The 12,857-nt window shown below is 66.1% G+C and carries 11 protein-coding genes; 5 read left to right on the plus strand and 6 right to left on the minus strand.

Annotation, left to right across the window (positions count from 1 at the left end):
• On the minus strand, nt 1–1,235 hold a 1,235-nt coding region (locus tag R2601_RS26040; protein WP_007800218.1), incomplete at its 3' end, for a CHAT domain-containing protein.
• Nucleotides 1,236–1,606: 371 nt separating this feature from the next.
• Nucleotides 1,607–2,581: a calcium/sodium antiporter gene (locus R2601_RS16080; protein WP_040544806.1), complete on the minus strand. Its 975-nt coding sequence runs from the start codon at nt 2,579–2,581 to the stop codon at nt 1,607–1,609.
• Nucleotides 2,582–3,363: 782 nt separating this feature from the next.
• Between R2601_RS16080 and R2601_RS16085 the strand changes: the two genes are divergently transcribed.
• The 3 genes from R2601_RS16085 to recG all read left to right on the plus strand — a co-directional run bounded on the left by R2601_RS16085 (nt 3,364) and on the right by recG (nt 8,050).
• The gene (locus tag R2601_RS16085) at nt 3,364–3,609 is read left to right on the plus strand and encodes a winged helix-turn-helix domain-containing protein (RefSeq protein WP_302621474.1); all 246 of its coding nucleotides are present in this window, start codon (nt 3,364–3,366) and stop codon (nt 3,607–3,609) included.
• A gap of 72 nt (nt 3,610–3,681) precedes the next feature.
• Nucleotides 3,682–5,955, plus strand: a complete 2,274-nt coding sequence (ligA, locus tag R2601_RS16090; protein WP_007800221.1) for an NAD-dependent DNA ligase LigA — start codon at nt 3,682–3,684, stop codon at nt 5,953–5,955.
• Between the two features lie 4 nt (nt 5,956–5,959).
• Entirely contained in the window at nt 5,960–8,050 is a 2,091-nt protein-coding gene (gene recG, locus R2601_RS16095; RefSeq protein ID WP_007800222.1) for an ATP-dependent DNA helicase RecG, read from the plus strand.
• A 524-nt stretch (nt 8,051–8,574) separates the two neighbouring features.
• Here the strand turns inward: recG and R2601_RS16100 are convergent.
• Entirely contained in the window at nt 8,575–9,027 is a 453-nt protein-coding gene (locus R2601_RS16100; protein ID WP_007800225.1) for an iron-sulfur cluster assembly scaffold protein, read from the minus strand.
• A gap of 69 nt (nt 9,028–9,096) precedes the next feature.
• On the opposite strand from R2601_RS16100, the gene hisI reads away from it, so the two are divergent.
• A complete protein-coding gene (hisI, locus tag R2601_RS16105) occupies nt 9,097–9,459 on the plus strand; it encodes a phosphoribosyl-AMP cyclohydrolase (protein ID WP_007800226.1) in 363 nt (120 codons plus the stop codon).
• Between the two features lie 127 nt (nt 9,460–9,586).
• Here the strand turns inward: hisI and gluQRS are convergent, their stop codons facing one another.
• Nucleotides 9,587–10,444, minus strand: a complete 858-nt coding sequence (gluQRS, locus tag R2601_RS16110) for a tRNA glutamyl-Q(34) synthetase GluQRS (protein WP_007800228.1) — start codon at nt 10,442–10,444, stop codon at nt 9,587–9,589.
• A gap of 178 nt (nt 10,445–10,622) precedes the next feature.
• On the opposite strand from gluQRS, the gene R2601_RS16115 reads away from it, so the two are divergent.
• A complete protein-coding gene (locus tag R2601_RS16115) occupies nt 10,623–11,156 on the plus strand; it encodes a YbhB/YbcL family Raf kinase inhibitor-like protein (protein WP_007800229.1) in 534 nt (177 codons plus the stop codon).
• A 56-nt stretch (nt 11,157–11,212) separates the two neighbouring features.
• On the opposite strand, the gene R2601_RS16120 is transcribed toward R2601_RS16115, so the two are convergent.
• Complete coding sequence (locus tag R2601_RS16120) at nt 11,213–11,434, minus strand: hypothetical protein (RefSeq protein WP_007800230.1); 222 nt, start codon at nt 11,432–11,434, stop codon at nt 11,213–11,215.
• Nucleotides 11,431–12,783 carry a methylenetetrahydrofolate--tRNA-(uracil(54)-C(5))-methyltransferase (FADH(2)-oxidizing) TrmFO gene (trmFO, locus tag R2601_RS16125; protein ID WP_040544808.1) on the minus strand — a complete coding sequence of 451 codons (1,353 nt, stop codon included), beginning with the start codon at nt 12,781–12,783 and terminating at the stop codon, nt 11,431–11,433. The genes R2601_RS16120 and trmFO overlap by 4 nt, the downstream gene beginning before the upstream one ends.
• Nucleotides 12,784–12,857: the final 74 nt, after the last annotated feature.

A 12,857-nucleotide genomic window follows, 5' to 3' on the forward strand; every position in this document is an offset into this window, starting at 1 on the left:
CCGCATCGAGAAACCTGGGAGAAGGCAGGCAGCGACGCCGAACGCGCGGGTCTAGCGCTGCTGCAGAGCGGACCACCGCCGCCGGGTCCCAGATAGACGCGCGCCAGATGCCAGTGCTGGCCCGGCGCCCCAAGGTCCGTTGGTGTCATCACCGCATGACGGGCGCGCGCTGCAGCGTAGGCCACCGTCTCGCCTCGGGCTAGCCCGGCATAAAGTGCCTCGGCGAAGGTCGCAGCATCGGCATCGTAGACCGACCCATCCCAGCCCAGCACGTGCGGGACACCAGCCGCCATCTGCCGCGCCAATGGTTCAGCTAGCTCAGGCGCCGCAGCTGGTCCGGCCTCTCGCCGTGGCGCTTCAGAGATCTCTCCGGGGGCCTCTGCAAGACCCTCGCGGCGGCCTTCCGATCGAGAGCCACTGGTGGCCAAGCCACGCTGACCAGTCCGGCAAGCGGAGAGGAACAGGAGCGGCGGTAACCGCTCGCCAAGCGCGTCAAGCAACCGGTCCGGTGTGACCGCGTCGCCCTTGCCCTCCTCGGTTTCTAGGAACAGCACATGACGCGCCGCGTCGCCCGTATGTTGAATGTCGCCATGACAGGAGAGGTGCAGGATATCGAAAGGACCGTCGCTATTGTGGCGTTCTGCCAAGATCTCGAGTTCTCCGCTCTCCTCGACGGTCAGGTGCAGCAGTGGCTGCCCTGTTACCCGGCTGCGGGTTGCCTCGAGGATAGCAGCCTCTTCCGCCTCGTAGTCTAGCTCATGCTGGCCCTCGGGCGCAGCCGCCATGAACAGCATCGCCAGGTCGGAGTGGTCGGGGGCAATGCCAAGAGCACGCGGGGCGAGCCTGCGCAGTGGCAGAAAGAGCCGCATACGATCTTCGGCGAGAAAGCCAGCGTCGTCGGCCAGCACCTCCCAAGGCGCGGCGAGAAGCGCGTCAGAGATCGCGCAGTCGCCGGTTCCGAGGACATCGAGTTCGCGCCGAGCGTTGGAAAGCCAGCCAGAAAGTGTTCCGTCATGGTTGAGCCATGCCAACATCGCGCGGCCAATAATCAGGACACTATTCTGATCGCCGCGCTCCACGGCTTCTGCGTAGTGCTGCGTCCAATTGTGAAGAAGCGGGAGGGGCCCAAGCAGGTCGCCAGAGTCGCCTGCCGCAGCGCTCTTCGGGAGCGGCTCACTTCGCTCATCGACGTGTTGCCAGACCCGACCATCACGCGCTTCGAGTGTAAGTAACATTTCGCGGACCCCTGCAAAAAAAAAGGAACAAGACAACTAGGAAGGGGCTATGTCGAATTTACCAATCAAATCAAACTTTGGATTCAGTCCGATCTCCCGCACTTTTCATTGTGATACGAGCAGCTGGGTGATGGGGTGTTCGGTGCACGCCCGTCTAAGATCCTGGAGCTGCGGGCGGGTAGGGCGTCCGAATGAAGTTCAGGTCGCCTGCGGAAACGCCAGATTTCCGTGTTTCCAGTTCTCTGTAGGCCATTGATCCATATAAGCGCCGAAAGTCTCCGAAAGGCGGAAATAATCGTTCCAATACAATTAAATTTTCACTCCTGCCGGGATCGCCAACGACCTCTCACCGCATTCAGGCCAGCCCCTTCTCATGGCCACAGCAACCCGAGGTAGGCGGCATAGCCACCTAGCAACACCACTCCTTCCCGCCGTCCAATCCGCAGGCCGCTTGCTGCGAAAAGCACCAGTAGCAACGACACGCCTACCATGAGGGGTGCGTCGAAGACCACGATCTCGGCTGGCACGCGCGACGGCGCGATCAGCGCCGTCGCCCCGCCGATGCCCAGCAGGTTGTAGATGTTCGATCCGACGACATTGCCGAAGGCCACGTCCCCCTGCCGTTTCAGCGCTGCAATGATCGAAGTGACAAGTTCGGGCATGGAGGTGCCGACCGCGACGATCGTAAGGCCGATCACGGTCTCGGACACATCAAAGCCACGGGCCAACGCCACCGCACCACTGACCAGGAAGGACCCGCCCAGAACCACTAGGGCCAGGCCTGCAAAGGCGATCAGCAGCGGCAGCGCCAGCCGCCCCGGGGCGTGGGGTGGCGCGAGCCCCGGATCGGCCAGGGCGAGTGCCTGGGTCTTGTCATGCAGTGCGCCGCCATCGGCCGCCCCGCGCTCCTGCCGGACGACAAAGGCGATGTAGCCAATCAGCAGGGCGACCAGCCCCAGGCCGGCCAAGCGCCCCAGGGGCACCGTCCATGCCAGGACCGCGAAGCCGGCGGCCACTGCCAGCATCACGGTCGCATCCCGGCGCAGCGCCGACCGTGCCACGATGATCGGACAGATCAGCGCCGAGACACCGGCGATCAATAGGATGTTGGCGATGTTGGAGCCCACCACGTTACCATAGGCGATGCCCGGCGAGCCGTTCAGCCCGGCCTGAACAGAGGTGACCAGTTCCGGCATTGAGGTGCCGAAGCCGACGAGGGTGAGGCCGATCACCAAGGGTGAGATGCCCAGGCGCTCTGCCGCCTGAACGGCACCCCTTACCAACAGCTCTCCGCCCGCTACTAAGAGGATCAAGCCGCCAAACAGCGGTATCCAAGTTTCCGTCATCTCGATTGCTCCCCCGGGCAGATTGTCTTCCAGGCATCAGATATCTGGAAAGGCAAGCTTGCCGACGCAAGGTGCGGAAGTGAATATCAGGGCGTCCGAGGTTCCTGGACGCGTCATTGCCTGTGGCGAGCGCAAGAGGGTGGGCTGATGCCGTCGGTGGGGCACTTCTATTGCCCCTAGCATGTTGTCGCTAAACGGGTTCTTTCAATGTTATTGCATCTTTGGCACACGTTGACGCTAGGTTATGTCGCTGATCTTGCATGCGTCTTGTTCAAGCTTTCTTCTCCAATAGAGACGGGCAACCCACGTTTATGGCGCTGCGCCGCTGGTGACCGCTTCGGCGTATCTAACGTGTTCGATGCGAGTAATCGTGGTGAGTATGTTCGAGAAACGGAGGCATTCAGGTGTTTGTTGAGATATTTGCTGGCGTCGTACAGGGGGTGGCTATCCTTGCTGTGGCAGCTGTAGCTATAGCTGTCTTTTCCAATGGTCCACTTGCTAATCGAGGGAAGTCAGGGTCGCGGCGACACTCATCGCCCACCGAGGGGCTTAGTGCACGCGACCACCGATATACGGAGCCACCCACTCGATAGATATTTGTCACTATTGGCACATCGATGCCTCCGGCCCTGGCTCGCCTCAGGTTTTCGAGCTGCAGGAGTGGCGGACGCCCGGAATAGGTGCAGCTCGGCTGGTCAGTTGGGCCGGCGGGGACGGGCTGATGGGATTTCTCTGTGGCCTGAGCGCGTTTCAAGATTCATGATCTGTTTTCGGTTTGTCTATTGAAACGTTTGGCGCAGTTCCGTTGTTCTTGCTGCGTTTTCCACGCTATCCTCAACCACCTCTATGGCGGCATGGATGAGCCCGAGCTCAAGATCATCGATGTGTTCATCTGCAAACTCCGCAAGAAGCTGAGCGAAGCGACGGGAGACGAGAACTACATCGAAACCGTCTGGGGCCGGGGCTACGTGCTGCGCGATCCCGAGCCGCGATCGGATGAGCCGCCCGCGATGGCCGCCTCTGCCTGAGCTGTCGGCTGGACGCCGCCGCTCCCGCGCCCTAAACCTTCCGCCAGACGGCTGAAAGACGGGGGCCCCGAGATGGCAGAGCAGGCGACAGGCGAAACCGCGGGCGAGATTGACGTCGAGGCCCTGAGCGAAGATCAGGCGCGGGCCGAGCTTGAGCGGCTGGCGGGGCTTCTGGCGCAGGCAAACCTCGCCTATCATACCGAGGACGCGCCCGAGATCAGCGATGCCGACTACGATGCGCTGAAGCGTCGGAACGTCGCGATCGAAGAGCGATTCCCCGAGCTCAAGCGCGAGGACAGCCCAAGCGAGCAGGTCGGCGCCGCGCTGGCCGAGGGGTTCGGCAAGATCCGTCACGCGCAGCGTATGATGTCGCTGTCGAATGCCTTCGATGACGACGAGGTGCGCGATTTCGATCGGGGGATCCGCCGCTACCTCGGGCTTGCCGAGGACGCGCCGCTGCCCTTCACCGCCGAGCCCAAGATCGACGGGCTGTCGCTGTCGCTGCGCTACGAGAACGGTGCCCTGATCCAGGCCGCGACCCGCGGAGACGGGGCCACGGGCGAGAACGTTACCGCCAATGCCCGCACCATCGACGACATTCCGCAACAGCTCGAGGGTGCGCCTGAGCTGCTCGAGGTGCGCGGCGAGGTCTACATGAGCCACGCCGATTTCGAGGCGCTGAACGAACGGCAGGAGGCGCGCGGCGGCAAACCCTTCGCCAACCCGCGCAATGCTGCTGCCGGCTCGCTGCGGCAGCTCGATCCCGAGATCACCCGTGCGCGCCCGCTGAAATTCTTCGCCTATGCCTGGGGGGAGCTCTCCGCGCCGCTGGCCGAGACCCAGATGGACGCCATCGAGCGTCTGGCCCAGCTCGGCTTCCAGACCAACCCGCTGACCCGGCTTTGCGATGGCCCGCAGGAGATGCTGGATCACTACGCCCAGATCGAGGAGCAGCGCGCGACGCTGGGCTATGACATCGACGGCGTGGTCTACAAGGTCAACGATCTTGCGCTGCAGGCGCGGCTCGGCTTTCGCTCGACGACACCCCGCTGGGCCATCGCCCACAAGTTTCCCGCCGAGCTCGCATGGACCCGGCTCGAGGCCATCGACATTCAGGTCGGCCGCACCGGCGCCCTCTCGCCGGTGGCGCGGCTCACGCCGGTGACGGTGGGCGGTGTCGTGGTGTCGAACGCCACGCTGCACAACGAGGATTACATCGCCGGGCGCGACGCCAGCGGCAACCCGATCCGCGACGGCAAGGACATCCGCGTCGGCGATTGGGTGCAGGTCTATCGCGCAGGCGACGTGATCCCGAAGATCGCCGATGTCGATCTGTCGAAGCGCCCCGACGGGGCCGAGCCCTACGCCTTCCCCGAGACCTGCCCGGAATGCGGCTCCGAGGCGATCCGCGAGGAGGGCGACGCCGTACGCCGCTGCTCGGGTGGTCTTATCTGTCCAGCGCAAGCGGTGGAAAAGATGAAGCATTTCGTGTCTCGATCCGCCTTCGATATCGAGGGGCTCGGGGCCAAGCAGGTCGAGCAGTTCTACCGTGACGGCTGGATTTCTGAACCGGCGGAAATCTTCACGTTGCGAGAGCGTTACGGCTCGGGGTTGCAGCAGCTCAAGAACCGCGAGGGCTGGGGGGAGAAGAGCGCGAACAACCTCTTTGATGCCATTGATGAGAAGAGGAAAATCGAACTCGGTCGCGTGCTTTTCTCGCTCGGGATCCGCCACGTGGGCGAGGTGGTCGCCAACGATCTCGCGCGCCACTACCTGAGCTGGTCCGCGATGATCGCCGCCATCGACGCGGCGCGCCCCGCCGCCGAGCGCTATCGGCGTGCAGAGCAGGCGGTCGAGGCCGAGCGCGTGGCGGCCAAGTCCGAGGGCCGCCGTGCCCGGCTCAAGGAGATCCGCGATGCCGCCTGGGCCGAAGACCCGGCGGTCTCGACCGAGGCGCGCGCCGCGTGGGACGATCTCGTCGGTGTCGACGGCATCGGCCAGACGGTTGCGGTTTCGCTGGTCACGTCCATGGGCCAGCCCACAGAACGCGCCTCGATCGACCGGCTGGTGGCTCAGCTCGACATTCAGGATGCCGAGCGGCCAGCCACCGACGGCAGCCCTGTCGCCGGAAAGACCGTGGTCTTCACCGGCAGCCTCGAAAAGATGACCCGCGCCGAAGCCAAGGCGCGGGCCGAGGCGCTCGGCGCCAAGGTCTCGGGCTCGGTGAGCAAGAAGACCGACATCGTCGTGGCGGGCCCGGGCGCGGGGTCGAAGGAGGCCAAGGCGCGCGAACTGGGGGTCGAGCTGATGGACGAGGACGCCTGGCTGGCGCTGATCGGAGGCTGAGCCGATGAGCCAGAGGCCCGAAGCCCTCTGGGCGCTCTTCGCCGAGCTCAAGACGCTGGACGGGGTCGGGCCGAAGACCGCGCAGGCGCTCGAGGGTCTCGACATCGTCGCGCCGCGTGATCTGCTTTTCACTCTGCCGCACGGGGTGATCGACCGCCGCCCGCGCGACAGTGTGCAGGATGCGAACCTTCCGGGCGTGGTCACGGTCGAGGTCACGGTCGGGCGGCACATGAAGCCGGCGCAGAAGGGCCGGCCCTATCGAATTCATGTCGAGGACGCGCAGACCGGCTTCCAGCTGGTGTTCTTCCACGGCCGCTCGGACTATCTCGGACGGGTATTGCCTGAGGGATCGCGGCGCATCGTGTCCGGGCGGGTCGAGCTCTTCGACGGTATGGCGCAGATGGTCCACCCGGACCACATCCTGCCGCCCGAGGAGGCCGCGAGCCTGCCCGCTTTCGAGCCGGTCTACCCGCTTACCGGCGGGGTGACGCAGAAGCTCATGGCACGGGCCAGCGCGGATGCACTGGCCAAGGCGCCGGAGCTCGACGAATGGATCGACGGGCCATTGAAGGCGCGCGAGGGCTGGCCGGACTGGCGCGCGGCGCTGGAGGCGGCACACGCCCCCTATGGCGCCGACGCTCTGTCCCCGGCGGCGCCTGCGCGGGCAAGGCTGGCCTATGACGAGTTGCTGGCGCATCAGCTCACCCTCGCGTTGGCTCGGGTGCATCGTCGAAAGGGCAGGGGGCGGTCCACGCGCGGTGACGGGGCGCTCCGGCGCAAGGTGCTGGCGGCGCTGCCGTTCCGGCCCACAGGCGCGCAGATGCGGGCGATGGACGAGATCGCCGAGGACATGGCGGGCGGTGAGCGCATGAACCGCCTGCTGCAGGGCGACGTGGGCGCCGGCAAGACGCTGGTGGCCTTCATGGCGCTGCTGGTTGCGGTCGAGGCCGGGGGGCAGGGCGTGATGATGGCCCCCACCGAGATCCTCGCGCGGCAGCATCTCGAGGGGCTGCGACCCCTTGCCGAGAGCGCCGGCGTGGTGGTCGAGATCCTCACCGGGCGCGACAAGGGCAGTGAGCGCAAGGCCAAGCTGGCGGCGCTGGAGCGCGGCGACATCCAGATCCTCGTGGGCACGCACGCGGTGTTTCAGGCCGACGTTGCGTTCCGTGACCTGCGCCTCGCCATCGTCGACGAACAGCATCGTTTCGGCGTGCGGCAGCGGCTCGAGCTGGGGCGCAAGGGAGCCGGCGCGGATGTTCTGGTGATGACCGCGACGCCGATCCCGCGGAGCCTCGCGCTGGCACAATACGGCGACATGGATGTCTCGGTGCTCGACGAGAAGCCGCCGGGGCGCAAGCCGATCCGCACCGCGCTGGTCTCGGCCGAGCGCATGCAGGAGGTGGTGGAGCATCTCGTGCAGGCGGTGGCCGAGGGGCGGCAGGCCTATTGGGTCTGTCCGCTGGTCGAGGAGAGCGAGGCGGTCGACCTGACCGCGGCCGAGGAGCGGTTCAAACGGCTCCGCGCGGTCCTGGGCGAGGGCGTGGTCGGCCTTGTTCACGGTCAGATGCCACCGGCGGAGAAGGACGCCGCCATGGCACGCTTCGTTGCGGGCGAGACTCAGGTCCTCGTGGCGACCACGGTGATCGAGGTTGGCGTCAACGTGCCAAACGCCACGATCATGGTGATCGAGCGCGCCGAATGGTTCGGTCTGGCGCAGCTGCACCAGCTGCGCGGCCGCGTGGGTCGGGGCGAGGGCGACAGCACCTGCCTGCTGATGTACCAGCCCCCCTTGGGTGAGGCGGGCATGAAGCGCCTCAAGACCCTCCGCGAGACCGAGGACGGGTTCCGTATCTCGGAGGTCGACCTCGAGATGCGCGGCGCGGGTGACCTGATCGGCACGGCGCAATCGGGCCTGCCACGCTTCAAGGTGGCCGATCTCGAGCACCAGTCCGGCCTGATGGCGATGGCGCAGAGCGACGCGCGCAAGCTGCTGGCCGACGACCCGACGCTCGAGAGCTCGCGCGGGCGGGCCGCGAAGATGTTGCTCTGGCTGATGCGGCAGGACGAGGCGATCCGGCTGATCTCGGTCGGGTAGCCCCGTTCTGCGCTTGAATGTTCTTATTTTGTTCATACCCGCGATCTACGGAAAATCAATATCTTAGCAGCGATCTGTCCGCATGTTCCTCTTCGTGTTCACATATGTTCTCAAAAAGTTCTTTACAGACCGTTCCCCCTGTGAGAACAAAGTGGCAACAAAGTTGAGAACAGGGATCGACACCATGATTGATACGCTTCGCAAGGTTCTTTCGCGCACCGACAACACGCTGATCCACGATATGATCGGCGGCGTCTCTCTGGTCGTCATCCTGATGGGGGCGCTTCACCTGCCCGGTTTCTGACAGTTTCTGCCTGCGGTCTTTCCGGTCGGTCCGGTCCGCGCGTCATCTGTCCCCGATGCGCGGCGGCTGTCCCCGCCTGATGCTCCACTGCCTGGGAGTGATGGCCGGTCCGACCTTTGATAAGACACGCCACTGACCGCCGCCTCCATGTCCCCCGGAGCGCGGCGGTTTTTTATGTGCTAAGGGAGTTTGCGAGGGGTGCGGGCGGGCCGCCGAGGCCTCAGGCGCTTTGCGCTTCGGCGGCCTGGCTTGCGGCCTCGGTGGCGGCGTCGAGCGCCAGCAGGATCGAGGCGTGGCGGTTCTTGTAGGCCTGCGCCGGACGCAGCACCTCGAGCTCCTGGAACGGCGCCGGTGGGGTCGGGCCGTCTTCCTTCAGCATCGCGCGCAGCGCGTCGCGCGCCGCGGCGATCTCTTCCGGGGTGCGCCCGACGATGGCGTCGCCCACCACCGCCGCAGAGGCCTGGCCAAGCGCGCAGGCCTTCACGTCCTGCGCGTAATCCGACACCACGCCATCGCGCATGGTCAGGTCGACCGTCACCGTCGAGCCGCAGAGCGGCGAGCGTTTCTTGACGCTGGCATCGGGCGCCTCGAGCCGGCCGGTGCGCGGGATGTCTGCCGCGAGGGCGAGGATGCGCTGCGAATAGAGTTTGATGAGGTCGGTCTCGGCGGACATGGCTTTCCCTTTCCGGTCTTGTCTCCTAAATAGGGGCGGATTTCCCGGCTGCAAAAGGATTTTTGCCCCATGAGCTTCGATCCCGAGACTTTGGTCTACGATGCCAAGGGCCTCATCCCCTGCATCGCGCAGGAGGCCGAGACCGGCGAGGTGCTGATGATGGCGTGGATGAACGCTGATGCGGTGGCACGTACGCTGGAGACCGGCCGGGTAACGTATTGGTCGCGCTCGCGCGCATCGTTCTGGGTCAAGGGCGAGAGCTCGGGCCACCTGCAGGAACTGGTGGAGCTGCGTGTCGATTGCGATCGCGACTGCCTGCTCGCGCTGGTGCGCCAGACCGGACCGGCCTGCCACACGAACCGGCGCTCGTGTTTCTATACCGCGCTGCGCGACGGGGACGAGGTCGAGATCATGGAGCCGATGGCGGAGTGAGCCGGGCGCTCTGTCCGCCGTCCTATTGGCGAGATTACAGCGGCAGTCCGGGGGCGCTGCCCCCGTCGCGGCTTTGCCGCGACTCCCCCGAGGTATTTTTGAACCAGAGAAGATCGGGGCGTGGGGCTCATAGGCCGACCATGCTGCGGATCTCTTGCGGGGTGCGGCCTTCGCTGCGGTAGAGAGCGATGGCGCGGGCGTCGTCGCGTTTGGCGAGACGCTTGCCGCTCTCGTCGCGGATCAGGCGGTGGTGGTGGTAGCGCGGGGTTGTCAGGTCCAAAAGGCCCTGGAGAAGCGCGTGGATGCGCGTGGCCTCGAAAAGGTCGCGGCCGCGGACCACGTCGGTGACGCCTTGCGCCGCGTCGTCGATCACCACCGCAAGGTGGTAGGCGGCGCCCATCTCTCGGCGCGCCAGCACGACGTCGCCGATGGTGGTGATCATCTCGTGCGCCGAGGTCTCGATCGCTCCGGTCTGGCCGTCGGGACCAGCGCCGGTTTCCACGAAGTGCAGCGGCCGGGCGAGGGTCGCGCAGGCGCGGGCCATGTCGAGCCGCAGCGTCGTGTCGGCTGGGCGTGGGCCCGTGGGCGGCACCGCCGGGCGGCAGGTGCTGGGGTAGATCAGCCCGTCCGGCCCGGTGAGGGACGTGCCTTCCTGCGGCGCCGAGAGCGCCTCGCGGATGTCGCGGCGGGTGCAGTGGCAGGGGTAGAGCAAGCCGCTCTCCCACAGCCGATCGAGCGCGGCCTCGTAGGCGTCGAGATGCTCGGATTCGCGCCGGCAGGGCGCGGGCCAGTCGAGGCCCAGCCAGCGCAGGTCGTCCTTGAGCTGCGCCTCCCATTCCGGGCGGGCGCGGCTGCGGTCGAGATCGTCGATGCGCAGCAGGAAGGTGCCGCCCGCCGCCGTGGCCATGTCGAAATTGAGCAGCGCCGAGTAGGCGTGGCCGAGATGCAGCGGACCGGTGGGCGAGGGGGCGAAGCGGGTGATCATGGCGCGCGACCCTAGGCGGAGCCTCGCGCGGCGGCAAGCGCCTGCGACACAATGGCAAGGCATGCGGGGGCAGGGCGTGCGGGCCTTTACGTTCTTGCGCGTTTGGCACTCTATGGGTGCAGGCGACTCGCAAGATGCATTTTTGAGTTGTCCTGTTTCTTTGCAATGGAGAGTTCAGATGAAGAGATTTGTCTTTTGTCTTGCCGCGCTCTGCGCCGGCACACCGGCCTTTGCCCTCGATCTGACCAGCCCCGATATCGGCGATGGCGCAACCATCGACGAGAGGTTCGTCTTCGATGGCTGGGGCTGTCCGGGCCAGAATGTGTCGCCGGAGCTGGCCTGGTCCGGTGCTCCGGAGGGCACGGCGTCCTATGCGCTGATGGTGCACGACCCGGACGCGCCGACCGGTGGTGCGGGCTTCTGGCACTGGATCGTGCTCGACATCCCCGCCGACACCGACGGGCTCGGGCAGAACGCCAGCGCCAAGGGTATGCCCGAGGGCGTTACGGTGATCGCCAATGATTTCGGTGCCGAGAGCTGGGGCGGCCCGTGCCCGCCCGAAGGCGACGGCGCGCATCGCTACAACATCACGCTCTACGCGCTGCCCGAGGCGCTTGGCCCGATGGAGGGCGCCTCGAAGGCGGTGATCGGCTTCACCGTCAATGCCAAGGCGCTCGACAAGGCGGTTCTGAGCGGCACCTACGGGCGCTGAGCTGCGGCCAGAAAAGACAGGGCGGCCTTGCGGGCCGCCCTCGTGTGTTGTCTCGCTCAGTCCTCGTCGCGCCAGGCGCGCTCGATGCGACGGGTGCGGCGCTCTTCGCCGGACTGGTAGATCAGGATCCAGGCGAGCAGGATGAACATCGGGTGGGTCAGTCCGCCCGAGAAGATGATCGCCGGCACCCAGACGAGAAACACCACGATCGACAGGATCGGCCGCCCGGTTAACAGGATCGACAGCGGCGGCAGCAGCAGCGCGAGGACGTAATTCATGCGGGCACCTCCTGCGTCGCGAGCCAGCCGGTCCATTCCGCCTTGGCGCGGTCGGTGTAGGCCTTATAGCGGTCCTTGCGGCCGCGGCGCCCGCCCTTGAGCCCGTCGACCGGGCGGAACAGGCCGAAATTGACGTTCATCGGCTGGAAGGTCTTGGCCTCGGCGCCGCCGGTGATGTGGTGGATCAGCGCGCCATGGGCGGTGTCCTGCGGGATCTCGGGGAGCGGACGGCCGAGGATCTCGGCGGCGGCCATGCGGCCCGCGGCAAGGCCCATGGCCGAGGACTCAACGTAGCCCTCGACGCCGGTGATCTGGCCGGCGAAGCGGATATTGGGCTTCGAGCGCAGGCGCATCTGGGCATCGAGCAGGGTGGGCGAGTTGAGGAACGTGTTGCGGTGAATGCCGCCGAGCCGCGCGAACTTGGCCTCCTCGAGGCCCGGGATCATCCGGAACACCTCGGTCTGGGCGCCGTACTTCATCTTGGTCTGGAAGCCGACGATGTTGTAGAGCGTGCCGAGCGCGTTGTCTCGGCGCAGCTGCACCACCGCATAGGCCTTTTCCTCGGGCTTGTGGCTGTTGGTGAGGCCAATGGGCTTCATCGGGCCATGGCGCAGGGTCTCGCGGCCGCGCTCGGCCATCACCTCGATGGGCAGGCAGCCGTCGAAATAGCCCGCGGTTTCGCCCTCGTGGAAGGCGGTCTTGTCGGCGGCGAGCAGCGCGTCGATGAAGGCCTCGTATTGCGGCTTGGTCATCGGACAGTTGATGTAGGCCTTGCGCTCTTCCTCGGTCTCGCCCTTGTCATAGCGCGACTGCAGCCAGGCCACGTCCATGTCGATGCTGTCGAAATAGACGATGGGCGCGATGGCATCGAAGAAGGCGAGCGCGTCGGCGCCGGTCTCGCGGGCGATGGCCGCGCCGAGCGCGGACGAGGTCAGCGGGCCGGTGGCAAAGATCCACTGGCCGTCCTCGGGCAGCTCGGTGATCTCTTCATCGGAGACCGAGACATTGGGGTGGTCGCGCAGCACCTGGGTGACACCGGCCGAGAACGCATCGCGGTCGACCGCGAGCGCACCGCCCGCGGGCAGGCGGTGGGTATAGGCCTGCCGCATCACCAGCCCGCCGGCCTGCAGCATCTCCCAGTGCAGGAGGCCCACGGCGTTTTGCTCGTGATCGTCCGAGCGGAACGAATTCGAGCAGACCATCTCGGCGAGGTCGCCGGTGCGGTGAGCGAAGGTTTCAACCTTGGGGCGCATTTCGTGGATCACCACGGGAATGCCGGCCTCCGCGGCCTGCCAGGCGGCTTCCGAACCGGCCATGCCGCCGCCGACGATATGCAATCTCTGTGTCATGAAGGGGCAGATAGGGGATCGCGAGGCCGGTGTTAAGGGGCAAGATGCGCCACCGGGCCGCGGATCGTGCGGGA

The sequence above is a fragment of the Salipiger bermudensis HTCC2601 genome (genome assembly GCF_000153725.1).
Classification (GTDB): domain Bacteria; phylum Pseudomonadota; class Alphaproteobacteria; order Rhodobacterales; family Rhodobacteraceae; genus Salipiger; species Salipiger bermudensis.